The sequence below is a fragment of the Bdellovibrionales bacterium genome, from assembly GCA_018266295.1.
Classification (GTDB): Bacteria; Bdellovibrionota; Bdellovibrionia; order Bdellovibrionales; family Bdellovibrionaceae; genus JACMRP01.
In genome coordinates, this window is sequence record JAFEAQ010000004.1 from 122,878 (window position 1) to 148,498 (window position 25,621).

At 46.2% G+C, this 25,621-nt stretch carries 34 protein-coding genes; 16 read left to right on the forward strand and 18 right to left on the reverse strand.

Annotated elements, in window-relative coordinates; translation table 11 throughout:
- Positions 1-8: 8 nt before the first annotated feature.
- A complete protein-coding gene (locus tag JSU04_00950) occupies positions 9-545 on the reverse strand; it encodes an SRPBCC family protein (GenBank protein ID MBS1968841.1) in 537 nt (178 codons plus the stop codon).
- A gap of 88 nt (positions 546-633) precedes the next feature.
- Between JSU04_00950 and JSU04_00955 the strand changes: the two genes are divergently transcribed.
- The gene (locus JSU04_00955) at positions 634-1,263 is read left to right on the forward strand and encodes a TetR/AcrR family transcriptional regulator (GenBank protein ID MBS1968842.1); all 630 of its coding nucleotides are present in this window, start codon (positions 634-636) and stop codon (positions 1,261-1,263) included.
- A 24-nt stretch (positions 1,264-1,287) separates the two neighbouring features.
- Positions 1,288-1,644: an alkylphosphonate utilization protein gene (locus JSU04_00960; GenBank protein MBS1968843.1), complete on the forward strand. Its 357-nt coding sequence runs from the start codon at positions 1,288-1,290 to the stop codon at positions 1,642-1,644.
- Positions 1,645-1,741: 97 nt separating this feature from the next.
- Here JSU04_00960 and JSU04_00965 read toward each other — a convergent pair whose 3' ends face one another.
- A complete protein-coding gene (locus JSU04_00965; protein ID MBS1968844.1) occupies positions 1,742-2,017 on the reverse strand; it encodes a hypothetical protein in 276 nt (91 codons plus the stop codon).
- A 9-nt stretch (positions 2,018-2,026) separates the two neighbouring features.
- On the reverse strand, positions 2,027-2,518 hold the full coding sequence (locus JSU04_00970; protein ID MBS1968845.1) for a hemerythrin domain-containing protein: 492 nt from the start codon (positions 2,516-2,518) through the stop codon (positions 2,027-2,029).
- Between the two features lie 408 nt (positions 2,519-2,926).
- Between JSU04_00970 and JSU04_00975 the strand changes: the two genes are divergently transcribed.
- On the forward strand, positions 2,927-3,430 hold the full coding sequence (locus tag JSU04_00975; protein MBS1968846.1) for a pyridoxamine 5'-phosphate oxidase family protein: 504 nt from the start codon (positions 2,927-2,929) through the stop codon (positions 3,428-3,430).
- 155 nt (positions 3,431-3,585) lie between these two features.
- Positions 3,586-3,996 carry a CoA-binding protein gene (locus JSU04_00980; GenBank protein ID MBS1968847.1) on the forward strand — a complete coding sequence of 137 codons (411 nt, stop codon included), beginning with the start codon at positions 3,586-3,588 and terminating at the stop codon, positions 3,994-3,996.
- Positions 3,997-4,054: 58 nt separating this feature from the next.
- Here JSU04_00980 and JSU04_00985 read toward each other — a convergent pair whose 3' ends face one another.
- Entirely contained in the window at positions 4,055-6,133 is a 2,079-nt protein-coding gene (locus JSU04_00985) for a hypothetical protein (protein ID MBS1968848.1), read from the reverse strand.
- A 270-nt stretch (positions 6,134-6,403) separates the two neighbouring features.
- Between JSU04_00985 and JSU04_00990 the strand changes: the two genes are divergently transcribed.
- Positions 6,404-7,402 (forward strand): hypothetical protein, encoded by a 999-nt coding sequence (locus tag JSU04_00990; protein MBS1968849.1) that lies wholly within the window; start codon positions 6,404-6,406, stop codon positions 7,400-7,402.
- 2 nt (positions 7,403-7,404) lie between these two features.
- On the opposite strand, the gene JSU04_00995 is transcribed toward JSU04_00990, so the two are convergent.
- From JSU04_00995 to JSU04_01015, 5 genes are all read right to left on the reverse strand, one after another.
- Positions 7,405-8,229, reverse strand: a complete 825-nt coding sequence (locus JSU04_00995) for a hypothetical protein (protein MBS1968850.1) — start codon at positions 8,227-8,229, stop codon at positions 7,405-7,407.
- Positions 8,226-8,936, reverse strand: a complete 711-nt coding sequence (locus JSU04_01000) for a hypothetical protein (GenBank protein MBS1968851.1) — start codon at positions 8,934-8,936, stop codon at positions 8,226-8,228. The genes JSU04_00995 and JSU04_01000 overlap by 4 nt, the downstream gene beginning before the upstream one ends.
- The gene (yidD, locus tag JSU04_01005) at positions 8,914-9,354 is read right to left on the reverse strand and encodes a membrane protein insertion efficiency factor YidD (protein MBS1968852.1); all 441 of its coding nucleotides are present in this window, start codon (positions 9,352-9,354) and stop codon (positions 8,914-8,916) included. The genes JSU04_01000 and yidD overlap by 23 nt, the downstream gene beginning before the upstream one ends.
- Positions 9,326-9,667 (reverse strand): hypothetical protein, encoded by a 342-nt coding sequence (locus JSU04_01010; protein MBS1968853.1) that lies wholly within the window; start codon positions 9,665-9,667, stop codon positions 9,326-9,328. Before JSU04_01010 ends, yidD begins: the two co-directional genes overlap by 29 nt.
- Before the next feature lie 113 nt (positions 9,668-9,780).
- Positions 9,781-10,383 (reverse strand): hypothetical protein, encoded by a 603-nt coding sequence (locus tag JSU04_01015; protein ID MBS1968854.1) that lies wholly within the window; start codon positions 10,381-10,383, stop codon positions 9,781-9,783.
- Between the two features lie 126 nt (positions 10,384-10,509).
- On the opposite strand from JSU04_01015, the gene JSU04_01020 reads away from it, so the two are divergent.
- The gene (locus JSU04_01020) at positions 10,510-10,875 is read left to right on the forward strand and encodes an MGMT family protein (protein ID MBS1968855.1); all 366 of its coding nucleotides are present in this window, start codon (positions 10,510-10,512) and stop codon (positions 10,873-10,875) included.
- Here JSU04_01020 and JSU04_01025 read toward each other — a convergent pair.
- Complete coding sequence (locus tag JSU04_01025) at positions 10,864-12,210, reverse strand: MBL fold metallo-hydrolase (GenBank protein ID MBS1968856.1); 1,347 nt, start codon at positions 12,208-12,210, stop codon at positions 10,864-10,866. The genes JSU04_01020 and JSU04_01025 overlap by 12 nt on opposite strands.
- A gap of 117 nt (positions 12,211-12,327) precedes the next feature.
- Between JSU04_01025 and JSU04_01030 the strand changes: the two genes are divergently transcribed.
- The 3 genes from JSU04_01030 (at position 12,328) to JSU04_01040 (ending at position 15,041) form a co-directional block, all read left to right on the forward strand.
- Positions 12,328-12,693 carry a helix-turn-helix transcriptional regulator gene (locus JSU04_01030; GenBank protein ID MBS1968857.1) on the forward strand — a complete coding sequence of 122 codons (366 nt, stop codon included), beginning with the start codon at positions 12,328-12,330 and terminating at the stop codon, positions 12,691-12,693.
- The gene (locus JSU04_01035; protein ID MBS1968858.1) at positions 12,677-13,633 is read left to right on the forward strand and encodes an SRPBCC domain-containing protein; all 957 of its coding nucleotides are present in this window, start codon (positions 12,677-12,679) and stop codon (positions 13,631-13,633) included. Before JSU04_01030 ends, JSU04_01035 begins: the two co-directional genes overlap by 17 nt.
- Before the next feature lie 181 nt (positions 13,634-13,814).
- Complete coding sequence (locus tag JSU04_01040; GenBank protein ID MBS1968859.1) at positions 13,815-15,041, forward strand: hypothetical protein; 1,227 nt, start codon at positions 13,815-13,817, stop codon at positions 15,039-15,041.
- A gap of 46 nt (positions 15,042-15,087) precedes the next feature.
- Here JSU04_01040 and JSU04_01045 read toward each other — a convergent pair whose 3' ends face one another.
- Positions 15,088-15,633: a hypothetical protein gene (locus tag JSU04_01045; GenBank protein MBS1968860.1), complete on the reverse strand. Its 546-nt coding sequence runs from the start codon at positions 15,631-15,633 to the stop codon at positions 15,088-15,090.
- Between the two features lie 126 nt (positions 15,634-15,759).
- Here JSU04_01045 and JSU04_01050 point away from each other — a divergent pair, with 126 nt between their 5' ends.
- From JSU04_01050 to JSU04_01070, 5 genes are all read left to right on the forward strand, one after another.
- Positions 15,760-16,656 (forward strand): LysR family transcriptional regulator, encoded by an 897-nt coding sequence (locus tag JSU04_01050; GenBank protein ID MBS1968861.1) that lies wholly within the window; start codon positions 15,760-15,762, stop codon positions 16,654-16,656.
- 177 nt (positions 16,657-16,833) lie between these two features.
- On the forward strand, positions 16,834-17,637 hold the full coding sequence (locus JSU04_01055) for a hypothetical protein (protein ID MBS1968862.1): 804 nt from the start codon (positions 16,834-16,836) through the stop codon (positions 17,635-17,637).
- Positions 17,637-18,077, forward strand: a complete 441-nt coding sequence (locus JSU04_01060; GenBank protein ID MBS1968863.1) for a hypothetical protein — start codon at positions 17,637-17,639, stop codon at positions 18,075-18,077. Before JSU04_01055 ends, JSU04_01060 begins: the two co-directional genes overlap by 1 nt.
- Before the next feature lie 66 nt (positions 18,078-18,143).
- On the forward strand, positions 18,144-18,917 hold the full coding sequence (xth, locus tag JSU04_01065) for an exodeoxyribonuclease III (GenBank protein MBS1968864.1): 774 nt from the start codon (positions 18,144-18,146) through the stop codon (positions 18,915-18,917).
- 3 nt (positions 18,918-18,920) lie between these two features.
- Complete coding sequence (locus tag JSU04_01070; GenBank protein ID MBS1968865.1) at positions 18,921-19,520, forward strand: HAD-IA family hydrolase; 600 nt, start codon at positions 18,921-18,923, stop codon at positions 19,518-19,520.
- A 2-nt stretch (positions 19,521-19,522) separates the two neighbouring features.
- On the opposite strand, the gene JSU04_01075 is transcribed toward JSU04_01070, so the two are convergent.
- The gene (locus tag JSU04_01075) at positions 19,523-20,020 is read right to left on the reverse strand and encodes an FBP domain-containing protein (GenBank protein MBS1968866.1); all 498 of its coding nucleotides are present in this window, start codon (positions 20,018-20,020) and stop codon (positions 19,523-19,525) included.
- Positions 20,021-20,209: 189 nt separating this feature from the next.
- Between JSU04_01075 and JSU04_01080 the strand changes: the two genes are divergently transcribed.
- Entirely contained in the window at positions 20,210-20,623 is a 414-nt protein-coding gene (locus tag JSU04_01080) for a hypothetical protein (protein MBS1968867.1), read from the forward strand.
- A gap of 2 nt (positions 20,624-20,625) precedes the next feature.
- On the opposite strand, the gene JSU04_01085 is transcribed toward JSU04_01080, so the two are convergent.
- Complete coding sequence (locus JSU04_01085; GenBank protein ID MBS1968868.1) at positions 20,626-21,039, reverse strand: HIT family protein; 414 nt, start codon at positions 21,037-21,039, stop codon at positions 20,626-20,628.
- 175 nt (positions 21,040-21,214) lie between these two features.
- Here JSU04_01085 and JSU04_01090 point away from each other — a divergent pair, with 175 nt between their 5' ends.
- Positions 21,215-21,418, forward strand: coding sequence for a DUF2892 domain-containing protein (locus JSU04_01090; GenBank protein MBS1968869.1), 204 nt, complete (start codon positions 21,215-21,217; stop codon positions 21,416-21,418).
- A gap of 3 nt (positions 21,419-21,421) precedes the next feature.
- On the opposite strand, the gene JSU04_01095 is transcribed toward JSU04_01090, so the two are convergent.
- The 5 genes from JSU04_01095 to katG form a co-directional block, all read right to left on the reverse strand.
- Positions 21,422-21,745, reverse strand: coding sequence for a helix-turn-helix transcriptional regulator (locus tag JSU04_01095; GenBank protein MBS1968870.1), 324 nt, complete (start codon positions 21,743-21,745; stop codon positions 21,422-21,424).
- A complete protein-coding gene (locus JSU04_01100) occupies positions 21,738-22,223 on the reverse strand; it encodes an SRPBCC family protein (GenBank protein MBS1968871.1) in 486 nt (161 codons plus the stop codon). The genes JSU04_01095 and JSU04_01100 overlap by 8 nt, the downstream gene beginning before the upstream one ends.
- A gap of 73 nt (positions 22,224-22,296) precedes the next feature.
- A complete protein-coding gene (locus JSU04_01105; protein ID MBS1968872.1) occupies positions 22,297-22,491 on the reverse strand; it encodes a hypothetical protein in 195 nt (64 codons plus the stop codon).
- A gap of 1 nt (position 22,492) precedes the next feature.
- The gene (locus JSU04_01110) at positions 22,493-23,131 is read right to left on the reverse strand and encodes a GNAT family N-acetyltransferase (protein ID MBS1968873.1); all 639 of its coding nucleotides are present in this window, start codon (positions 23,129-23,131) and stop codon (positions 22,493-22,495) included.
- Positions 23,132-23,398: 267 nt separating this feature from the next.
- Entirely contained in the window at positions 23,399-25,606 is a 2,208-nt protein-coding gene (gene katG / locus JSU04_01115) for a catalase/peroxidase HPI (protein ID MBS1968874.1), read from the reverse strand.
- Positions 25,607-25,621 lie beyond the last annotated feature (15 nt).

Sequence of the window (25,621 nt, forward strand, 5' to 3'; positions counted from 1 at the left end):
AGCGTCCTCTATTTCTGCGCTTCGATAAGCGTCTTCAAGTTGTTAATACCTACTTCAAATTGACCTGCAATCATCTTTTCACAATCAATAAAGACTGAAATCAATTTTGTCAGATAACCGCCATCACCTGACATAGACCAAGTAAAACGAGTGCCACCGCTGGCCTCGGGCGTGAGCTTGTAAGTCACGATATTCTCTGCATGAACCGGTTTTGTCATGATGAGCTTAATCTCAACTAGTTCGTTAGGAATCACACGAAGCATCTCAAGACGTCCCGATCCCGCATCGCTATTGCCTTCAAAGTCCATAGCCTGACCGACTTGGGCCGGAGAACCAGTGATTGTCTTCTTCATATTTGGATCGATCTTTTCATAAGGAGACCACTCGCCGCCTTTAGAGAAATCACTTAGGTATGGAAAGATTTTCTCTGCAGGGGCATTAATCACTCCGCTGCGAGAATAGTTAAATTGACCTTCGCGAGTTGAAACGTAACCCAAGAAGATAGCCAATACAGCGATGATACTCATTAAGATCTTTCCGATCACAAGAACCCCTTTGTTATTTATGTATCAAAAATTTAACATACTATTTAGTATGTTGTCAATGAGGTCCAGGTTTGATAGGATTAGATCTATGAAATCAAAGACTTCGGCCGCTAAAAAGACCCGCAATCTTGAAAAATCTCGAAAAGAGATTTTAGGGGTCGCATTCGGCGAGATCTTTAAACATGGTTTCCAAGGTGTGAGCGTCGATGATATCGTGAAAAAAACGTCGATGACTAAAGGCGCTTTCTATCATCACTTTCCAACAAAATTAGATCTCGGCTATGCACTTGTGGATGAAGTGATCGCACCTCTGACGGTCACGCGGTGGACCGCCCCCCTCGAAGAATACGACAACCCTCTTGAGGGCATACTCAAACAAATGCGCAATAATATCGGCAAGGCCGAGCCGAAAGATTTAAAGCTCGGTTGTCCACTGAATAATCTTGTGCAAGAGATGTCTCCTCTTGACGAGGGCTTCCGCAAACGCCTCGATAAAGCTTTGAACCTGTGGATTGATGAAACCGATAGACACCTTCAACGCGCAAAGAAAAACGGCTATCTAAAAAAAGACATCAATACTCGCCACGTCGCTCAGTTTGTCGTTATGGCTCACGAAGGTTTCTACGGAATGCTGAAAGGAATGCAGGACTCGAAGACTTTCGAGGTTCTATACAACTCCCTTGAGATCTATTTTGACTCTCTTCAGGAAAAGAAATAGAACCCAATCAACCGGGAGATTCATATGAGCACAGAACCAAAATGCCCGCAATGCGGCTCAGAACATACATATTCCGATGGCAACCTTTGGGTTTGCCCAGAGTGTGCACATGAGTGGAGCCAGCATGCCTCTGCGGAGGCTCCCGCTGAAGCTGTTGAAGACAATTCTATTCGCGATGCGAACGGCAACATCCTCGCCGATGGCGACAGTGTGACTGTGATTAAGGAATTAAAAATTAAAGGATCTTCTTCGGTGGTAAAGGTGGGAACCAAAGTTAAAAACATCCGCCTTACTGATGGTGCCGACGGACACAACATCTCATGTAAAATTGACGGTATTGGCGCAATGAATTTGAAATCAGAATTCGTTCGCAAGGCCTAACAGCCCTAACAGCTTCGTCTCCCATCCACCACCAGACACCTCAATACCCCAAAGGCGCTGGTGGTGGAGGTCAACAAAACAACTCGGACTCACAGAACTAATCGACCTTGTTCTTTACTTCTTTTGCCTTAGTTTCCGTTTTATCTCCTAAAGTCTTAGCCTTATTCATAATTTTTTTGCCCACACAGTGAATTTTCCCGTTCACCATTTCGCAAGTTTTGTCTTTAACATCACGATAGCTTTCTTTAACACTATCTGTAGCTTTATTTGCCACCGCTTCAGTCTTTTCTAAAGTGCTCTCTTCTGCGCTTGCTTTAATTGCAAAAGCAAGTGCACACGCAATCGCCAATGAGCCAATAGTAAATCCGTTCATAAAAACCTCCTAGAACGATAAAAGTGTGTAAAACAAAGATGATTGATACGTCGGACGTTCATAAGAACGACGGCCGTCATACTCAAAACAAAGCTGCTCATCAGCTTCGTCATTCAGTACCTTTTTTAGTTTTGGAAAAACCTCACGCTCTTCTAAATCAAAATGATGGCAAAGAAGATCCGCAAAGACCTTTGACTTTGCAATCCACTCATCATCAGGCAAGGTATAATCCTGTAGCTCCTCGACCAGGCCATCCAGAATTGCATGCTCCTCATCTCCCTCAATGGCCAACCTCTTTAATTCTTCGCTCTGTTTGGCCATGTAACTATAGACGACTTTTTCTTCACGATGACTATGAGAGATCAACATAGGCAGCATCTTCACGAAGGCCAGTTTCTTACTGCCATCGTCTTGCTTCTGGTCGAGGAGCACATCCATGTGCTCGCGGATTTTGTCATGATCTTCGACAAGATGATCAATCGTTGATGAATTGAAAAACATGATCTCCTCTACTTGCTAGTGTCCGCGAATCAGGAAAATAAGTAATAATAATGAAGCTGGTACGCCCAAGAGCCACGCAATCAAATAGCCGATTTTACCGTCTTGATTTGCAATCACATTCATCACTTTGTCTGTATATTTGCGATCCATAAGTTCCCCCTCGAAATTTCTCAGCGTTTGTTACCACTCTTGTTGAAACCTCTATGCAACCACAGGGCCAAGTTCAAAAGCCGATTATTTTTATCTGACGGAGGTTTGCACCAATATTCAGGGAATTTTGGTACCTCGCGGGGATTTTTGGGACGCAGGTAAATGACAATGGAAATTATTCCCCGAGATACCTGCTAACAGTCACATTGGAATCAAAACGATGCTGTCCAATAATAGATGCTTTACAAGGAGGTTCTCATGGAGAGCAATGAGACGATTGATCCGCAAGTTAAAAAGTTCTGTGACCTCGTCGACGATATTAAGATTGCGATGCTCGTAACTATATCTAACGGCAACGTCTTGCATAGTGTCCCGCTAGTCACCCAAGAGATGGGCTTTGATGGCAGTCTATGGTTTTTGGTTTCTAAAGCTTCGCAAGTTGTTATGAATATAGAAAATAGCAGCCACGTTGTAGTAAATTACGCCGGTTCCGGCAAATTTGTTTCAGCCGTAGGTATCGCAGAGCTCGTCAACGATGATCTGGATAAGATCCATCAACTCTGGTCAAAAACTTATGAAGTCTGGTTCCCTCAAGGGCCAAATGATCCAAAAATTCAGCTCCTTAAAGTGGAAGTCGAAAAGGTAGAGTACTGGGAAGGCCACTCTTACCCCGTTGCGAAGATTCTTGAGTTCGCCAAGTATGTCACAGGCTCTGAAAACATCAAAATTGGCGACCATGGCGAACTCAACATTCGACATTGACTAGCTCTGATCATCTTACGGACGCGGATGTCTCGGAGGTATAATCAGTTTTTTTAGCTGGCATTTCATTACTCATGATGACTCCTTGTGTTTTGACCCTTTACTTGAAATTACGCACGTTTCCTCACTAGAATGGCAAGCAAGGAAATAAAGCCATGAATGTTAAAGACAGTGAATTCAAAGCCCTTTTGGAGAAATATAAAAAGTTTGCGGTTTATGGATTAAGTCCCGATGCCGGCAAAGCAAGTCACTATGTCCCTGAATATATGCGTGATCACGGTTGGGAGATGGTCGGCACCTATCCGAAAGCACACGATGCCGGAGGATTTAAGATCTACCCTTCTTTAAAAGAAGTACCGGCAGAGTATCGCAAATTCATTGATGTCTTTAGAAGTTCTGACCGTATTGATGAAGTTGTGGACGAGATTCTGGAAGTCGGCGGAGTTGAAGTGATGTGGCTACAACTGGGGATTTCAAATCCCGCGGCCGAGGCCCGCGCAGAAAAAGCCGGTATCAAAGTGGTTTCGAACCGCTGCCTGATCATTGAACATAAGAAATACTTCTAAGGCATAAAAAAAGGAGAAGGTTTCCCTTCTCCTTTTTGAATTAATCTATTTCTAGATCCTAGTCATGCCAAGGCTCGAAAGCTGTCGTCAAACCGGTCATCTTAGGTTTCAACTCAGGCATATGGCGTCCGATAACTTGAGCCATTGTTCCTTCATTATCGATCCAATCCATGCCCGTTTGCGTATAGTGAGCAGCATTGTAATCAGCCGTATAGAAACGATCTGCCATCAAACGGCGTGATGCCATCAAGATAAAGATTTGGAAGAGAGTTTCACCGAAACCGAAGTCCTTAGGACGAACTTCTTCCGCCAAAGTACCCACGAGCAAGTCAATCATTTCAACGTTGTCGTTACCTACTGAATCACGACCGTAAACTTTGTAGAACTTGTCTACAACAGCAACCTGTCTTGCATCCAATGGTTTATTAGCCGGGAAGAAGTCTTTGTATGACTTGATTGGCTTTAAGCCGATCGCTCTTCTGAATTGATTGTAACGAGGCACACCTCTTTCACGATCTCTGATGATATCAACCATACCCAAATCCATTTGGCCATGACCTGGAACAGTGAATTCTTGCATGAATTTCGGGAAGTTGTTCAAAACCAACTGACCTGGGTGCTGAGTGCCAAAAGAGTAGTACAAATCTTTCAAGCTATGAGTCGCCATGATGCCGTAACTCTTATCATTGCGAGTCTCAGCAAATGGAACGGACTCGATTTTGCCAGGTTGATTGACGGACTTAAAGTTTAGAGCCTCTGGTAACAATGAGTGCAAACGGTAAACAGACGTGAACTCTTCAGTGATTGAGAAAGGAACACCGGCGTTCCAAGTTTTATCACCAACAACGCCACCCACTAAGTAACCTTCTTTAAGTCCAGGGATGATGTCTGTTTTACCCAACCCAGGGATACGCTTAATGAGCTTTGACCAAGTTTGCGGATTCGCCAAACCGTACCAGTTACCGTACATACCCGCACGCAATACCTTATTAGGCAAGATTGCAGGAGTCCATTCAACCGTATGAATCTTCGCTAAAACCGCTGCGTTGATCAGACGAGCTGTTTGGAATACTTGTTCGTCGAGGCCTTTTTCATCAAGTACCTTAACTTCTTTGCCATTTCTCCATGTAAACTTTTGAGTTTTTGGATCGTAAGTCACATTCTTCTTCATCAAAGTATCAGCAATCGCGTTGTGCTCTTTGACGAAAAGAGTGTGCAACATACTAAGACCGACCCACCAGTTGTCGCGGAAACCCGTCACTTCATAACCGTTGTTTTGTCTGTTATCAGCAGGGTTCAAACTATTGTTCTTAGGTAAGATCTCGTTACCATTCACAGTTTCAGTACGCATTTTACCGCGCGAGAAACTTCTCAACACATTTTGCTCGTTCTGGTTATTACCGTAGATCTGAGAAGCATCCCACCAGTGAGTAGAATCATTGGCAGAAACTTTGTCATAACCTTCTTTATATTGAGAGCGAGGATTTGGATTGTCCTTCGTTCTATCGATCACGTGCTCAACGCCATCTGGACCTTTGATTTTATACTGATTACCGACCATGTTAGGTCCGTGAGTCAACCAGTCATGATTCATGAACTGAATCCAAACACCCGCAAGCATGTTCAAGAAAGGAACTGGCTTGAATTCATCACGTGTGAAGAACTCTTTTGAAACCACTGCCGGGTTCGGAATCATCAACTTCTCTTGTGCTTTTTTATCGATAAACTCAGGAGCGACGTTACGACCGAAAGCTACGCCAGCAGCACCGATATGGCCATCTGAAAGATCATTACAAGAACCATCAGCTTGTCTGAAGTTTGTATTTACTTTCGAGCAATCAATCGGAGCGTAACCGAAGTAACCCACATGCGGATCATGGAGATTATTTTTAAAGAGATTGTCACGCATTTTCTTAAGGTCAAGTAAACCTCTGAGCTCACCTTTTTCTGACCATGTCGTCCAAGGAGTTCCAGCCAATTCAGAGCTTGGTGCGCGGCGGGCTTCATCGCTTCCAGCAGGAATCGAAGTATCAAAAATGTATTGTGTTGTTGGTGTCGAAGGCCCGTGGGCACATGATGACAGCACCATACTTGCGCTGACAAGAACGGATACGATCATCCTCTGATTCATATTCATGCAAACTCCTTTTACATGCTTTATTTAAATTTTAAACAGTATGAATTTACGATAGGGTAGATGCTCCACAATCGCAAGACCATTGCTCCGATCGTTGTCCCGTCTTCGGAGTGATCGCTCGAAACCTAGACCAAAGAACAGCGCTCAAATCACTACTACAATAACAAATTTCATGGTGCGTATTTGCACTGGACGTGCTTGAGCGAGCGAAAATATGTCTATGCAAACGCAGTTCAAGCATTGTTACAATAAAAGTGTTTCGGAGGATTAATGAAAAAAAGGACAATCTCGTTTGGCGTGCTCATCATTGCACTCATTGCAACTTACTCAATTGTTGATCTCGTCATCGAACCACCTGCAACTCGTGAGCCTGCTTCTGTTCCGTCAAACTACGAATCGATGAAAGCTTGCGAGAAGCAAGATGTCCTCTGGAGTAAAATCGAAGAAAGTGCTTACAAAGAATTACCTCCGAACCGCGAGTTCGGAATGTTTCAATTAATGGCGATGAGTAAGCAAGAAGTTGGCATTAAGGGAACAAACTACTCTGACTTCGCCCCTACAGGATGGAAGAAATATCTCCATGGCCGTGCGAGTATCGCTAAGGTAAAGCTGGTCCCCGTTGCCGGCACCAAATACACAGGTCTTCTTCAGAGCGGCGCTGAGTGCGGTCTTTTAAGAGTCTCTCTGACATACAAACCGACCGGCAGCCGCCCGGTGGCCCCTGGCTTGGCGTTTAAGATTTTCCGTGATGGCAATCCTAGCACCAACATTTCCGCGTTGGTTTCGTTGGATGGACAAGGCGAAGACTACAATTTCTTTAAATACCCATTATCTAACATTGTTCCGGTGGGTGATGGCTTCGGTCAGAAAATGGTTCACAAGATTTTCTTAACAGCGACAAAATATCCTGAGGAACTCGGTGCCCACGAATTCGGCGAGATGGACGTTCATGGGCAAAAAGTGGCGGAACCAGTGTCTCCTCGTCAATTATTCTTTGTTCCGGGTCCCGGCTTAAGCTTCCCGTCTACACCGCATGAACTTCGTGAGGACTACGCGAAAATCCCTGCCGGAACGGTGATCTATCAGGTCTTCGCAGCTCCTGAGAAGTACAATTCCTTTAACTATCTGATGGAGTATCAGCCAGCGAATGCTCCGAACTTCTTAAAGGAGTCCGAGCATATTGCAGATATCGTAACGACTTCGAGTTTCGTAGCTTCGCAATTCGGCGACGACGGCATCTTCTTCAGACACCAACTCAGACCTAAATAATTCTACAAAGGTACTTTGCCATCGCGAAGAACCTTGGCGACTTCGCCAAGCTTCGCGCTCAGGTGCTTTCTTTGCTTCTCGGTCATTTGCTCAAGCACTTTAAAAGTCAGCTGATCCATTTTCTCTACGTAAGCCGCACGCGCCGAATGAAACTCAGCCGCCTCGAGCGAGCTATTAATAACAGAGAAATCTTTTGCTAAAGACTTCAACTTTTCTTTATCGCCCTTGGTTGCCTCGATCATCTCGAGATAACGACGCTTGTTTTTAAGCTGTAACTGATATGGATAAGGCTCGTTCGTCATGAAATCTTTAATAAGCTTCTCTTGCGGGCCTATAAGGCTCCCCACGAAGAATTCGATCGCGGAAACATAGCGTTCTTCGACGGCTTCCCGCTGTGATTTCACGTCCTCAGCTTCAGATTGTTCTTTTTCGATTTTTTTACGATAGTTGCGAATTAAGTTCTGAAACTCTTTTTCACCCATCAGATCAATCAGAGCGAGAACATTCGGCTGAAGATCTTTTCCTAGCTGCTCAAACTGCTTTCGCAATTCCTGCATGCTGTTACTGACGTCTTCTTGTTTCAAAGACTTGGCTTCGACTTTGGCTTTGAAAGCCTCCATCTGCTCTGCCCAAGCGGGAAATCCCTTAGCCTGGATGGTGGCATACATTTGATCGGTTTGCTTGCGGGCCTCTGCTTTGACGGCACTCGAATATTCGACAAGATCATTCACCTGCCACCAAAGAAACGTGTCTCCCCAACGCTTTGCGATCTCGATCCTCGAGCACGCAGTACAGAGTAAAAGCAACAGAGCTAAAAGAATTCTCACGGCTTTAATTCCGGAAAGAGCTCTTGATACATTTTATTTTCCGTTGGCACCACCTGGTTGTGGTTATAAGTTTGGGCCGACTGAACCGCGCTCAGGATACCGCCAATATAAGTGACTGAGAAAACAAGTCCGGCTGACAACGAAGTCGCATAAAGACCCTTGTTTTGAAGCTCTATTGCAGCAGACAAGAACAAGGCATTAATTAAAAATGAATACGCCGCCGACTGCCAAGAGCCGACGTATGCTTGCCCCGCTCCGGGAATAAAGGCACTCATTGTACCGGCTAAGGCCGGTGACTTTCGATGCTCCGGAAGGAGGACACGCTCTTCCCAGGCTTTCACTCGGCGTTCTTGATCAGCCGACAAAGGAGCGGATACACCGAGCTCAACCCGTTTAAAGAGATTGGTCTTAGATTTCAAATCCGCACTCGCTGTTGAATCCAAATCACCTAGTGAGCCCAAGACCTCGGATTTTTCGCCGAGCTTGTTCATAGCCAGAGTGTAAGCAAAAAGACTTTCTGATTTTTCATTCGCAGGACATGCGAATTGCGACGACATTTTAAATTGAACCGAAGACAGCAGATATTGCTCGTGCTCGAAATAACGGCGGCCTTCTTTAAAAAAGCCGGCAGCATCTTTGCAATCTGCAAAACCAGCGAGTGGAAAGAGCAATAGGAGTAGAAAACTAATTAATCCATTCGCATTCATTTGGAATATCCTTAAAGTGATTATCCCCGTCGACATTTACGATCGGCAATCCCAAATGAGCCGCATCGAATTCCCGAGAATATCTCTCAAAGGATTTAAACATCGTCATCACGGGACCACAACGTTTAGATATCATCATTGCATAACGGGAATCACTTGGAAAATAGCTGCAGTGGCTACCGAGGGTACTACTGAGAACATTTTGATAAAATGAAACTCCGGGGCTGCCACCGGTCTTGACGGGATTTTTTTCAGCAGAATTTTTCAATTGATAACGGGCATCGATCGCGCTCATGGATTTCGGCTGTAAAGACGGAGAAGCGCAGCCCAAAAAAAAGTACAGCCCGGCAATAAGCCAGGCTGTTGAAACTAAATTCTTAGATTTCAAATTATTTTCTAGGAGTGCAGTTGTACTCATAAATGTGCTCTGGCTTGTATTTTTGGATCCAGAGGAATGGAACTAGAACGAAAACACCGCCTGCGCAAGCGCCAGCATCGAATTCTTCATTACGAGAGAAAGAGTAGTACATTGGTTCGCAACCAGGTTTTTCAATACGTACAGAAGTTGTAGAACCCACTGTTTTTGTATCTGTGTGAGTAACAACGCCAGTACCTTTCATTTCGCCATCGACGTAGATCTTAGCTTGTGAATCAGTTGAACGAATAGTAGTTGTAGATGCACAACCTACGACGTAGAAGCCTGCAAGTGCTGCGAGCACGAACTTTTTCATGATAGAACCCTTTACCTGTTATTAATATTTCCCAAATTTCTTGGAAAAATCATTTTGTGGTAAAGGCTGAGCAATGACAACCATTTCGTGTTGAGTCATTAAAACCGGACCAATTAAGGGTGATGATCGCGTACAGAACTAATCTTTTGGCTAACAGCCTGAAGGCTTTGTCCTAAGGAGTCGGCACTCTGCTCAAGAATTTTGATCTTAGATTCATGCCCTACTTTTTTCAAAGTCTGCGCCTCTTCAATCAAGGGTCGTAATCGTGCCTCGAACTCTGCCAAACGTGATGTCAACTGCGAGCGCTCTTCATCAGAGAGCTGAGCGCCCTCTTGAAATTTAAAGCCGCTCAAGGAAGTGGTCAGATCGCGAACCTTTTCTCCGAGAAGGCGGAACTCTTCCATTTTGCGCTGTTGCTCCTCTTTTCGAGCTTGCAAAACATCCGCACGAGCCGCGACGATCTTGGCGGCGTGCTCAGCCTGTCCACGAAGGTCCGATAGCGCCTGGGACATCACAATCACTTCTTGCGAAACACCTTCGCCACATTCGGCAAAGTGCTTGATCAAACGTTCTGCCTGCTCAAAGTCAAAATCAGATTTGAGATCCATAGTTTCGACCTTCTCTCCCAAGCGGACGAGCTCAGAAAAATAATTATCGAGCTTTAAAACAGATTGCAGAAAAGGCGACGGATTTTTGATTTTAATAGAGTCGTTCATGGGGCGGGTTATTGCATATTTGTTTACAAAAGCCAAATTTTTAAGCAACTGCCGGCGAAGAATTTGCTCTGCGAAACCGGCGTTATTTGAATATACAATGGTTTCACCGACTTATATGCTTTCGCCATGGACAACAGCTCGCCTTTTTCAAAGAAAGTCATTCAGTTTATTCAAGCAGTTCCGATGGGAAAAGTCGCTACTTACGGGCAAATTGCCAAGCTTGCTGGAAAACCTCAGGGCTCTCGCGGAGTTTCGTGGATTCTGCACTCCTCGTCAAAAGCGCACAATCTACCATGGCAACGGATTCTGAATTCGAAAGGAATGATTTCATTTCCGGTGGGTTCGGCGGAGTTTAAAAAACAAAAGCAGCTGCTCCTCAAAGAGGGCATTGAGTTCAACGAAGCCCACCAAATTGATCTTAAAAAATTTCAGTGGAATAAAAAGCCCACCGTAAAGAAGCCCGCGAAGAACAAACCAAAGTTATTTTCCTAATAGACGCTTTAACTGAGCCCGCTGATAAGAGCCGAAGGCCCCGTTAAAAAGGCAGCGGACGAGCGGGTCTTCGACAAGATCTGCCTCGGCGATTTCTTTTTCAGTCGTCGGAGCAAAAACGGTGTCATTGATCCGCACATACATCGAAGTCAGTGACTCTCCTTCGTTCAACGCGCCGAAAAATTTCGCTATTGGTATCTCGGTGGTCCATCCAAGCTCACTTGCCGGAGCTTCCGACATCGCTGCAATAGAGTTCTTCTTTACATTGTAAAAAAATGAATATACCTGCCCACGATGATCATAGATAGAGAGCCGCCAGATGCGCGCTTTATTGAAGTAACGATTTTCAGGCTCTTCCAGAGACCGGTATTTTTCAATCAAACCCTGACGGCAATACTTTAAAACGGCTTCCGTCTGCGCAGCACTCAGAGCTGGAAAATGGTTGGCAATCTCAGCAGTGGGCGGCGCTCGCAAATTCACTTGGTAGTCATAATCGAGATTTTGCTCGCCCACAGGCTGAACCCACGAAAGAGACTCAGCAGCGCTCAGTGACTTTTGATCTAAGCTCACTGACACTGAGGGATTCAGGCGAACGACCCGAGTTTCTGGCAAAGCCGTTTGAACTTCTTTTGCAAACTGCTCGTAGGTCACCGGAAAAAACGCGTGATTGTACCAAGACCAAGATTCCATCTGAAACTGACACGAACTCGGAATCACAAAGCGCGGTTTCAGAGTTTGCAATTGCTCTATCCATTCGCCAGGAAGAGTCGCCGGCGCGGGCTCTGCTCGCGACGGTGAAAGCACTTCCAATTCGCGCATCGTTTGAAACGGCCACATCACGAGATCCCAAGGCCCCTCACTCACGAGCAAATCCAAAGTATCGTAGTCAATCCACGAGTCGACGACATTCAGAATATTCATTCCGCCGGCCTTCACTTGAAATAAAGAATCGACATTAGAATCAAGAGCTCGGCGCGGAATCACTTCGATCGAACCAACTCTCACCGGCTCATTGAGGTTTAAAGAAAAGACATTTTTAAATCCCAGTTCCCGGAGCCACGCAAAGAGCTCGTCAAAAACGCAGAACACATAAATCGGGATCTCGCGCGAAAGCAGATTCAAACTATCGAAAGAACAATGATCATCATGAAAGTGCGAAATAAAAACCGCATCGAATTTGAGTTCACGAATTTGCGCCTCATCAAAGCGCACAGACGGAAAGGCATAGCAGTTGCGGCTGAATGGATTCTCGAAGATCGTATCAAAGGCGATCTTGGAGCCCTCACACTCGAGGACATAACCGGCATGCAGAATTCGTGAAATCTTCAGCGACATCGTGATCGCAATATCCACATAACCTATTGAAACTGCAAGGATAATTAACGCCTATTGACTTTTTTACGAATCTGCCGATATACTTAACCAAGTAGTTAATTAACCTAAAGGTAAAATATGCAAGACCACTTAAGCCAAACCTTTGCAGCCCTCGCAGATCCAACTCGTCGAGCGATGTTGTCTCAGCTTTCAAAAGGCGAAGCCAGTGTTTCTGATTTAGCAAAGCCCTTCTTGAAAGACATGAGTCTACCCGCGGTTACAAAACACCTCAAAGTTTTAGAAAAAGCGGGACTCATTACGAAATCCAAAGATGCACAATGGAGGCCCTGCAAGCTCAATAGCGAAGGCCTCAAAGATGTCGCGGATTGGATGGAGCAATATCGCGTATTCTGGGAAGAAAGTTTGGATCGCCTCGGAGATTATTTAAAAACCGTCACAGCTAAAGAAAAAACGAAAGGGAAGAAAAATGAGCGCAAAAAATAACGCCCACGCATTCACTCTCACACGTATTTATGATGCCCCGGTGAAAGCCGTGTGGGACGCTTGGACTGACCCAAAGCAGGTCGCACAATGGTGGGGCCCGCGCGGCTTCACAATCACTCATCACGGCAAAGATCTTCGTGCCGGCGGATTCTGGAAATACACCATGCACGGTCCGGATGGCGTGGATTACCCCAATTACACTGTCTATCACGAAGTAGAACAGTACTCTCGCTTGGTCTATGACCACGGCGGCACTGAAGATCGCCCTCCCCTTTTTAGAGTGACAGCGACTTTCAAAGAATTGGCTAAAGGTAAAACGGAGTTAAAGATGACCATGGCCCTGCCTTCTGCAGAAGCTTTGGCCGAGACGAAAAAGTTCATCAAAGCAGCCAATGGCAATTCCACTTGGGACCGTTTGGCGGAATTCCTGGACAAGGAATCCACGGGCAAAGAGAAGTTCGTTATCAACCGCACTTTCGATACGCCGATAGCAACGATGTTTGAGGTCTGGACGAATCCAAAGCACTTCGCAAAGTGGCTTGCACCAACGGGTTTTGATATGCACTTCATCCGCTCTGACATCAAGGCCGGCGGAAGCACGTTCTATTACATGAGTAATGCGGACGGCATGAAAATGTACGGCCGTGCGGAGTACCTTGAAGTCAAGAGCCCGAACCGCATCGTCTACACTCAGCAGTTCTCAGATGAGAATGAAGGGCTCACGCGCCACCCAATGGCACCAACATGGCCGGCAACAATGCTGACAGTGGTGACTTTGGCTGAAGAAGGCCCGAATCAAACCCGTGTAACCATCGAGTGGGAACCAACCGGCAATGTGACTCCAGAAGAACTCGATACTTTCATCAAGGGAAGAGCGGGCATGACAATGGGTTGGACCGGTTCTTTCGACAAACTCGAAGAATACCTCGCAACAGTATAAATCTATTTACCTCGGAAAGCCGCACCCACTGCGGCTTTCCGAAAGTTTCAGAAACTGCCTAACTTCTTTCAAAAAAATTAAAAATTTCTACACACGAAATCTCAAAGAAAAACGAATCAAAAAGCGTTCTTTCCATTTGAATCTCTATCCCTGAAAATTAAGGAAGATTCACGGAGGACCTATGACGTCGTTTACCAAGTATGGTGGCATGACTGCGCTGGCACTGGCTGTCGCGGTGGGGTTCCAGAATTGCTCGCAGGTCGCGGGCGATTCTGAGAGCTCATTTCTCGCATCTTCGACGTCCTATTCTAGTGACGTGAACCTCGGCGTCGAAGCCATTGCGCTCAAAGGCAAATCCTCTGATAAAAACCCTCACAAGTGCGTGAAGACCAAAGATAACTGTTTCAGCGAAACCTTTAAACAGCCCGTGAAAGCCACGCGCGCTGTGGATGTCCTTTTCGTCGTCCAAACTTCTGCGAGTCTCGCAGCTGAACGCCAAGCCATTGTGGCAGGAATTAATAACTTCATTACCTCTCTTCCTGAGGGCGCCAACTTTAATATCGCTGTAATGCTTTCGCACGGAAGCCTTTCGGCCCTGTCTGGAAAACTGTATCGGGCAGCGGCTGAACCGATTGTCCTGAAATCCACAGAGCTTTCCGCAGGACAGATTCAGACTTATCTCGATATGAAATTAAATAATGTCGAAATGGATCCCGCGGCAGGTGGCGGTGAAGAAGGCCTCTTCTCGCTCTATCATGGAATAACAACCCCAGCATTACTTACGGAATCTCAGTCATTGGGATTCTTCCGCCCAGACGCGGCTCTTGGCGTAGTTTTCGTGGCGGATCGCCGTGATATCTGCGCGATGGTGCCAGTTGGAGTTGGCGCAGAGACCGATCCTGGAAAACTCGCGGCACGTATTCGTGACTGCGAAGGCCTCACAGCAGCAGGACTTACAAATCGTCTGGCACTACTTAAAGGAACGATGCCGGTTGCAGTCTCAGGAATTATCTATGCCGATGCCCCGGCACCTGCGGGAAAAGAAATTGGCTACGGCTATACGGATATGATTGCGCTCAACCCCGGTGTCGCGATTGATATTGCAAATGATGATATCGATGAAGGCTTAGCGTCGATTGCAGAACTCAGCGGTCAGCAGATGGAAATTCAGAAAGAATTTATCTTAGATTACACCGGCATTGATCCAAAACGTATTATTGTGACCGTGAATGGCGTCGGAGCTATGTTTGTCTTAGAAGGAAACAAGGTCACAATCACTAGTGCTGTTCCAGCAGGTGCTGTGGTGGTGATTTCTTACTGCTTACAATCAAAACCGAATACAAACAGCTGTCATCACCGAATGCATAAATGCCACGACTGTGGCAAGCAACGGAAGTACCGTCATTAAAAATGAAGGCCCCGCACCGAACCGTGTGCGGAGCCCCCTGCTCGGATTAACAAGCCATTCCAGAATCGTATACGAGTTCACAATCAAGAATTTGTGTCTCGATTGAGATGTCCTTATTGTTGGACTTCAACTGACCTTCAATCACACCTTGGAAACGTGCCTTGCCATTTGAATCATAGCAACCGTCTTGATCCTTTTGTGCCTTAAGGTCGTACTTTACGGCATGTCCTTGGTCATCAAAAGCACGCACAGTGCTTGGAATGCCAACAACAGAAAAACTTCCAAAGGTAGTTGCTGTATTGTCATTATAGTTGTTAGCCGTGACGTGAATAACTCCCAGAGGTGAATTGTGAAATGTGTCGCCATAATTATCCATATCGTCTGAAGTATCGAGAACGTAGTTTTTGCCATCTGCTTTTACGGAGATCGTTGGTGCATACCAACCTTTTCCGTTTGAGCGATGCAAAGAAACTTCGATTGCCTGTTTGGCACCTGAATTCTTCGCAGACTTACAAGTGAGAGTGTGGCCACCTGGGTGAGCAAACGCGAAGCTAGAGAACAATATTGTGAGAGAACCGAGCAAAGTTTTCATTTTTAAATCTCCTAAAAGAGTTGTTGATTAATCTGGAGGCAATTTCGTTTACTTTTAATGATTTGAAAATTAGAATGATTTTATATTTACTATCTATTTTCTAGATACTTGTAAGGTGTTGATTTCATGGAACTAAATTACCTCCGCGTGTTTTACGAAGTCGCGAAAGCCGGTAAATTTTCTGAAGCCGCGATAAAAATGAATATCAGTCAGTCGGCGTTGAGCCGCTCTGTTGCCTTGCTAGAAGACAATGAAGGGGTCACTCTCTTTGATCGTTCAAAGAACGGTGTTGTCCTCACAGCCAAGGGTCACGAGGTTTTTCTTCTCTGTGAGCGCCTCTTTCAAACTGAGAAAGAAATTGAAAATCTCTGCCGTGGAGTTCAGGAAAAATGCGAAGGCCCTCTGCGTTTCGCCGCTTCGGATCACGTGATCAATGACTATCTTGTCACTCCAATGCATAAGTTTCGCAGACAGTATCCGAAAGTAGTACCAAGTATTCGCTCGGGCACGCCGGATGAAATCGCGCAAGCAATTCTCAATACTGATAGTGAATTCGGCTTGCTGTTTGCGAAAGTGAATTTGCCGAATATTGAATATCGTATTTTGCACCCCGAAATCATGGCTCTGGTTTGCCACCCTGATATCTGGAAAGAGTGCAAATCCTCAAGCAATGAAAAGACTCTTCAGAAACTCATTCGTAGTTATGGTTATATCTCGTCTCTTGGGGCCCTCCTCTCAAGCCGTCCTTCACGCGTTCTAATGGAGCTGTTTGGCGAGGCTCCGCAAGTGGGTCTCGAGATCAATAGCCAAGAGTCGCAAAAGCGCTTCTGCCTCGCCGGAGAAGGGGTTGCATATCTTTCCCGCTTTATGGTCGAGAAAGAAATCAAGCGCGGTGAACTGTTTGAAATTCCGATTGAGAACATTCATTCATTTAATCTGTGGTTGGCTCGGCCGAAAGGAAAGCAGCTCAGTCTGACTTCGCGTATGTTTTTGAGACACTTAAAACCTGACCTCGAATTTTAGCATCTGATTCTTAGACAGTTCCCTCGTCGCGAGCGTTCAAACATCACTTTGGAACGATCCCAAAAGTAGTCTGGCGCTCAATAGAAGAGATGGCGGAACACACGCATCGTAGAACTCTTCTAAACGTTGAAAAATCACTGTAGTGAAACCTCGACAGTGACTAGAGCTTGCGCAGTATTGGACGCCACGGTCGTTGCCTGGGCGGCACCGGGTTTGCTCCTTAGTTACTCCATGAAGTATTCAGTGCCGCTCAAACTTACAGGCTATGTGCTCGGTGCCTCGATCTTTTTAAATATCGCAGAGGCGAGCATTCAGCGTCTCTGCGCACCTAATATTGCGACGACATCTGTGTACTACACTCCTGATGTCTCAAAGATTTGTGGGAAGTCGAATCCTTGCAAAGCCTTTAAGAAAGAGGTTCGCATGCAAGGCTCAGGAACTTTGCCTGGCGGTAAGATCTATACTCACCAAGGAAAAACCCATACATTAACTAGTTCCTGCGACACAACGATTGGTTCGAGCGGCAAATGTTTGATTCCATTTATTTCAGTCGCCGCAGATATGCGCTACTATGAACCAGGCGATATTATTCAAATGCCTTCCCTCAAGGGAAAAGTCATTAACCTGCCTGATGGTAGTAAAATGATTCATCCAGGATATCTCATTGTTCAAGATACCGGTGGCGCGATCCGTGGGCCAAACCGTTTTGACTTCTATATGGGGTCGATGGGACTGCGTGATGCACGCACCGGCAAAATCAACCGCGACAACTCTTTCGGCTATGCTGCTTCAAAAGACACTCGCATGGTAGATAAATCCGAGTGCTCGGACTCCAAGTCTTTTACGGTCGTGCGCCGCGGATCTGTTTCTTACGAAACTTCACTCGCCGCGATTGACGATGCTCTTCGTAATATCAGCGACAACAATCGCGTATCACTTGCAAGCATCACACGTCACCGTTTTCCAGCAGGATTTCAATAATGAACCCAATTAAAGTTTTCTGTGCCATTATAGTTTTAAATCTCTTAGCGGCTAGCCTTGCGTTCGCAAGCAAAGATATTTTGCCAAGCCAAGAGCCAGATTCGACACCGATTGATATGTCTAAGCCTCCGTTCTTTATGTCGTCTTATGATACCTTCCATGATCTGCAGGATTCACAGAAAGATTTCTATCTCGCCAATATCCTGCCTTTATTAAATAAAATTCCGTCGCTTAGCCAGAAAACAAAAAAAGACCTCGATGAGGCCCGGGATTGGTATCAATCCTGGGATCAAATCCGTAAAAAGGTCTATGAATATTGCCAAGATCAAACGGTGCAGAAGACCTGCGATGAAATCGCCGATGTGCGACTGAAAACCTTTGACCTCTTTGCCAACCAAAAATACGAGAACCGCATGGCTGACACGCAGCCCGTAAAGTAGCTGCGTTTCTAGCTCCATCCATTTATTTATAGCGAAAATCCACGTTTTGAGAGAGTATGTCGGTCTATGAAACTGATCTCTTGGAACGTTAACGGCCTTCGCGCGGTTCATAAAAAAAACTTCCGTGAATGGTTCGAAAAAGAAAAAGCCGACATCGTCTGCCTGCAAGAAATTAAACTCACTGATGACGTCATCAAAGGCGATGAAACTTTCTATCACCCGGCAAAATACCATTCTTCTTGGAACTTTGCCGAGAAGGCCGGCTATTCCGGTCTTGCAATGTATTCAAAAAAAGAGCCCGATGATGTTCGCCTCGGTTTAGGCATTCCTAAATTTGACCGGGAAGGCCGCTGGCTCGAAGCAGACTTCGGCCCGATCACCGTGATCAATAGCTATTGGCCGAATAGCCAACGCGACCATGCACGTTTGCCATTTAAGCTTGAATTCTGTGCTGCTGCTGAAAAACGGCTGCAAGCTCTTCGCAAGAAGGGCCGTGAAGTCATCATCTGCGGCGATTTTAATATTGCTCACAAAGAAATTGATCTTCGTAACCCGAAGTCAAATATGAAAAATGCGGGCTTCCTGCCGGAAGAACGTGCGTGGATGACGAAGTTTCTTGAGAGGCTGGAATGGGTGGATAGCTTCCGCAAGTTCGAGCAAGGTCCAGATCATTATACTTGGTGGAGTTATCGTCCAGGTGTTCGCGAAAAGAACATCGGTTGGCGGTTGGATTATTTCCTCGTGAACAAAGAAGCTTCTGACCGCTTGAAGGCTGCAGCCCACTGCCCGGATGTAATGGGGTCCGACCACTGCCCAGTACGACTGACACTAAAGAAGTAGAATATGCTGAAGAACTTTTATCCTGATCGTGATTTTAAAGCGTTGCTCTTTGATTTTGACGGCACAGTGGCCGATACCATGGGCGCGCACTGGAAGGCCTGGAATATCGGACTTGCGAAGTACAATCTTTCACTCAGCCGTGAGCAACATCAAGCCTGGGCCGGCCGCCCGACTCGCATGATTGTTCAAATGATCAATGATATGCACAAAGTGGAAATCGCGATTGAAAAGTTTCTCGAAGAGAAAGAAGTTCATTTCTTCTCAGCCCTTCATGAAGTGAAAGAAATCGCACCCGTCGTTGATATTATCAAGCACTATCACGGCACACTGCCAATGGCGGTTGTCACTGGCAGCCGTCGCGCGCCTGTGACCCGTGTGCTTGCTCACCTGGGACTGACTCATTACTTCAAGGAACTTATTTGCGCCGAAGACTATGTTCATGGCAAGCCAGCTCCTGATTGCTTCTTGCTGGGGGCTTCTCGCCTGGGTGTCGATCCGAAAGATTGCCTGGCTTTTGAAGATGCGCCATTGGGCTTAGAATCTGCTCGTAAAGCCGGTATGGAGTGCTTGTACGTCAGCAATTATTCTCTGACCTTCCCTTAAAATTAATCTTGCTTGTAATTACTGATATTTTCGAAAAGCTTTTCCATGCGATAGTAAAGATTCGCAATATTTTTCGACGGATCTTTTCCTCCGAGCATGGAAGCCTCTTCAATCTTTTCAATACAGCGCAAATCTTGGCAGATAAAATACGAAGTGCTGACGTTGCCGCTCATTGTGACTGACAGCATTCCGATATCTTCAGACGACCCATAAGCATGGCACCAATTGCAGAGACCACCGGTAGGTTCTCCAGTAGAAGCGGTGCGCTTAAACGCCACTCCGCGTGGGCTTTCCCAGTTTGGCATTTTAAAAACCAAATAGGTGTAAACGCCAGAAGGTTCTTTCCAAGTGAAATAAGAACGAACATTGAATGGGAATGAAAGCTTCTCAGGTAAGATCAGCTTCTTTTGATCGCGATAGCGAAACGCCTCTACGAGTTCTTTTTCGGAAGCGATCGAGAATGTGATTTCAGTTCTGTTATTATTTGTCACTGTGATCATAGGATGATTCTAACGGAACTCCTCAGGGTGTCAAAGCGCTCTTATCGGCCAAAAACAAACAAGGGCGCGAAAACCAGATATCCTTCTAATTTCTAGATTATACCAGTCGAATCATTCTACTTCTGCAATCAGTCATTTTAAGTTATTTCTGCTTTGAATAACCGTAACCCTTTTTTAGGAGTACTTAATATGAAGCATTTCATTTTTGCAGCGACCCTTTTGGTTTCTTCTTACTCATTTGCCGGTGCGGCGGTTCTTTACAATTGCGCAGGTGTCGACAACGTCGGCGGTGAAAGCGTTGTATTTGAACTCGCCTTTAGCGATTCAGCTCCGGGTGTTGGCTATACAAATCAAGCTGTGACAGTTGAAAAAATGGGTTCTGACGTTCCTCAGAAAAAGATTGTTTTCCAAATGTTTGAAGCAACAAAGAAAAATGAATGTAGCCGCAACGAGCAAGATGAAATCTATCTCGCTGGAGGTTTCGATATGATTCCAACTGCAAATGGCAACTTGGCGGCTTATCAAGTGAATGTAAAATCAAACTGCGCAGACGCCAAGGTCGACATAAAAGCGTATTGCTTCTTCCAGTACGGCAACCAATAGAATTACAGAAAGCTTTTAATCGTCCCCGCGATTTCATCAAGGCGTTTGCGCGGAACCTCATCGGAATGGGTATAGCCGGTTCTTTGCCCATCTCCCCGATAGCGGGGAACAATATGCAGATGCGAGTGCATCACTTCTTGCCCAGCAACGGCACCGTCTGACAAAAACAAATTCGCGCCTTCGCAGCGAATATCTGATTGCTCGAGTGCTTTAAGAACCTTTTGTCCCACTAAGAACATGTGCCCAACGGTTTTCCCATGAACTTGCGTCAGCCGGGGTTGATGCTCTTTAGGAACCACGAGAACATGGCCATCATTGATGGGATGAATATCTAAGAACCCAATACAGAGATCGTCTTCATAGACAATGCTGGCTGGTAATTCCCTATTGATGATTTTGCAAAACACGCATGTCATGGGAAAAATTTTGCCTGCGATAAAAGCGAAAGCAAGCTGTATTTTAAGCAGTTGGCATTGCAGTTGCTGTATTAAAGCTCCAAAGACATCAAATGCAGATTAAATGCATTTGGTAAAATTCTTGAGACAAAGTGGCTCATCACCGAGACATTCTGTCATTTCTAAGGAGGACTTTATGACTGCAAATGTTGGTAACAATGACCGTCTGATCAGAACCGTTTTAGGGTTTCTTATTTTGGGCGCTGGTCTTTATTATGAAAGCTATTGGGGTTTGATCGGTCTTATTCCACTAGCGACCGCAGTTCTCCGATGGTGTCCAGCTTATTTACCGTTTCATCTTTCTACGGCGGATAAAAAGCAGGCCCCAGCCAGTAAGTAGTACTTATTCTTCAACAAACATCTTCAAACGGTGAAGGGCGCGGTCCCACTGCGAGGAGATCATTTCTAAATAATCTTGGGCGACTTGCAGGCGCTTCTTGTCGAGATCCCAGATTTTCTCACGCCCGCTTTGGTGACTATGCACAAGCCCAACTTCTTGCAAAGTCTCTAAATGCTTCGTCACTGCTTGGCGGGTGATCTTTTTCCCCGCCGTCAGCTGAGCAATGGACTGGGGTCCTTCTTCGCAAATCGCGGCGACGAGCTGCAAACGCGTTTCATCGCCGAGAGCTGCAAACATTTCTGCGGATTTCTTATACGAGCTAGCCACGGCTGAGATACTTCTGCAAAAGAATACACTGATGAGCCCAACCACCATCGTTGGCCTTCAAGGCCTCCGCGCGGCGGGAAATAGGAATCTTATCAAAACCCGTTTCAGTGATCGTCAGCAAAGTGCCCGTCCCCTGCTCTTCGAGGGTAAATGTGATCAAAGTCATGGGTTCTTTCGAGTAATCGACTTTAGGATCAATCGCGAACGGATGCCACTTCAGACAAAACTTCGTCTCAGGTACGATGCTATCAACAAACATTTCCACAGGCTTTCCCGTGTGAGGTTCCTGCAGCTTTGCGACTTCGGGATCGACTTGAGTGGGAGCAATAGTGCCCTTAATGGTTTGCCCGGCAATGAAAGGACCCTCAAGCTTCATGCCGAACCAGGCACCAAACTCTGAAGAGTTCGTGATGGCCTTCCAAACCTTGGATCTTGGAGCCGCCAGTAGAATTTGCTTCTTAATTCCGTCAGTATTCATATGCAACCTCTTAGTTGCATATTATCAAAGCCCATAAATTATGCAACCAAAAAGTTGCATGTATTAAAACAGATCAGTGTTCCCCGTCGGCATCGCTCATTTTCTTTAAAACCATGGCGATGGTTTCAGAATCGACGTTCGCACGCTTCATCAAGGCCTTGGCACGGCCGAAGTCATCGGAGTCAATGGCTTCAAAAAATGCTTCGACCTTGCCGATCTCTGCGAGTTTTTCTAGGACAAGTGTTCCTTCGAAATCCTGTTCATCCATTTTAGAGCTCCTTTTCCAAAACGATCTTAGCCCCACCCTCATCTGAAGAGTGATAACCAACGATATTAAATCCAGAACGAATATTCAGTAACAACATATCGCGGAAGCGATTCTGCGTTTTCGTTTGCAAGCGTTTGTAGCCCTGCGTACGCGCCCATTCGTGCTGAGCCTTCATCAAATCTGAAGCGATACCCAAGCCGCGGAATTCTGGAATAACACCGCCGAGCCAGCTATAGAACTCGCGCTCATTCAATTTGTAACCAAGCTTAAATGCCACCGGCTGTCCTTCTACGTAAGCAAGCTGCAAGTAGTACTCGGTATGATTTTTAAAGGTGCCTTGGAACCATTTCTCGTCCCACTGACCGAAAGCTTTTTCCATAAGGCCTGCGACGATATCAAACTCTGCGGCACTAACTTTTGTAAACGCTTTGATTTCAAGAGGGATCTCTCTAAAGCGAGGCACTGTCTTGCCATCGATCGTGACGGACTCAAAGAACATGCCTTTGGGGCGAACCCACAATTTACCGAGATCATTTGCATAGCGCGTTTCATATAGAGCCATCTCTTCGAGAGTTTCGCTGTGTCGGGCCACGCCAAGATAAGTATAAGGTTTGTTCTTATAGTGCTTATAAAACTTCATATTTACTTTCCGTAAGTCACAAGAATAGCGCCCATCTTCGAAGAGCGAGCAGATTGCAGACTTGGTTTTAATGTTTTGGGGAGCTATCTAAATAGCGCCGCCTCCCGCACGAGTGCAAGTGGATTCAGCAAAATAGCAGATTCATCGACTAAATTATGCTCTGCGAGCTAGGTAAGATCACTTCTGCTCCCTAGTCTCGTTAAATCCGGGCCGGGAGTCGTGATAGTTCCAGCCCAAGCCAAGCGGGCCAGGGCTGGAAACGACTTATTACTGACGTTCTGGCAAATCGTAACGATCCAAATTCATGACTTTGCCCCAAGCAGCGGCGAAATCACGAACGAACTTTTCTTTACCATCATCACACGCATAGACTTCGGCAAAAGCACGAAGCTGCGAATGACTACCAAAGACCAAGTCCACGGCCGTGGCCGTCCACTTCACTTCGCCCGTGTTGCGATCACGGCCAGCATACACGCCCGGCTGCGAAGACTTATCCCACTCAGTTCCCATATCTAAGAGATTCACAAAGAAATCATTCGTCAATTCTCCGGGACGAGTTGTAAAGACCCCATGATGCGACTGTTTATGATTCGCGTTCAAGACACGCAGACCGCCAATCAAAACCGTCATCTCCGGAGCCGTCAACTCCAGCATATTCGCGCGATCCAAAAGTAATGTCTCAGGCGAGAGCTGAATCTTGCTATGGATGTAATTTCTAAAACCATCAGCACGAGGCTCAAGCACTGCAAACGAATGAGCATCGGTCTGATCTTGGGAAGCATCTGTACGCCCTGGCGAGAATGGTACTTCGACTTTAAAGCCAGCCTTCTTCGCCGCCGCTTCAATCGCAGCCCCACCACCCAGCACGATCAAATCAGCAAGAGAAACCTTCTTGCCACCAGAAGCTGATTTATTAAACTCACTTTGAATCTTTTCATAGACCGGCAGAACTTTTGCGAGTTCTTCCGGCTCATTCACTTCCCAATCTTTTTGTGGCGCTAATCGTAAACGGCCACCGTTAGCTCCGCCACGCATATCGGTACCACGATATGAAGATGCCGCCGCCCAAGCCGTGGCAATCAAGCGAGAAGGACTAATTCCCGAAGCCATAATTTTTTCTTTCAAAGCCTTCACATCTTGAGCATCAATCAGCTTGTGATCAACTTCAGGAACAGGATCTTGCCAGATCTGCACTGGCGCAACCCATGGTCCCCAATAGCGAGATACGGGACCCATGTCGCGATGAAGGAGTTTGTACCAAGCTTTTGCAAAGGCTTCAGCGAACTCTTTGGGATTTTCGTGGAAACGCTTTGAGATCTTGGCGTACTCTGGGTCGACCTTTAATGAAAGATCGGTCGTAAGCATCGTGGGTGCATGTTTTTTATTCGGATCGTGCGCATCGGGCACGGTGTCTTTCGCGGCACCGTCTTTTGGTTTCCACTGATGAGCACCGGCAGGGCTCTTTTTAAGTTCCCATTCATGTTTGTGAAGATTATCAAAGAATCCATTGCCCCATTTTGTCGGCGTGCTGGTCCAAGCACCTTCAAGACCGCTGGTGATGGCATCATCACCTTTACCGGTACCAAAGGAGTTCTTCCAACCAAGCCCCATGGCATGAATCGGACAGCCTTCAGGCTCAGGCCCGACATTTTTATCAGCCGGGGCCGCTCCGTGAGTTTTTCCAAAGGTGTGACCGCCTGCGATCAGCGCCACGGTCTCTTCATCATTCATCGCCATGCGCGCGAAGGTTTCACGAATATCTTTCGAAGCTTTCTTCGGATCGGGATTGCCATTGGGTCCTTCGGGGTTCACATAGATCAACCCCATTTGCACGGCCCCGAAAGGATTTGCGAGCTCGCGATCACCGCTATAGCGTTCATCCCCGAGCCAAGTATCTTCGGGCCCCCAGAAAACCTCTTCAGGCTCCCACACATCTTCGCGCCCGAAACCAAAGCCAAAAGTTTTAAAGCCCATGGACTCCAGCGCACAGTTGCCGGCAAACACCAGCAAATCCGCCCAAGAAACTTTCTGACCATATTTCTTTTTAAGTGGCCAAAGCAAGCGGCGCGCTTTATCGAGATTGGCATTATCCGGCCAGCTATTGAGTGGCGCGAATCGTTGGGCTCCATCACCACCGCCACCGCGACCATCTTCGATACGATAGGTACCAGCGGCATGCCAGCTCATACGAATGAAGAGGGGCCCATAATGTCCGTAATCAGCAGGCCACCACTCTTGCGAATTGGTCATAAGTTTGAACATGTCTTGCTTAAGCGCCTCGACGTCGAGTTTCTTGAACTCTTCGGAGTATTTGAATTTACCGTCCATGGGATTTAATTTCGGCGAGTGCTGATTGAGCACGGAGAGATCCAACTGATTCGGCCACCAATCCCGATTGGAATGAGGGCGTTTCATAGTTTTAGGTTTCGGCGACGGAATAGCGGGATTTTCACTCTCACTTCTAGGTTCAGACATAGTTAGCTCCTTATT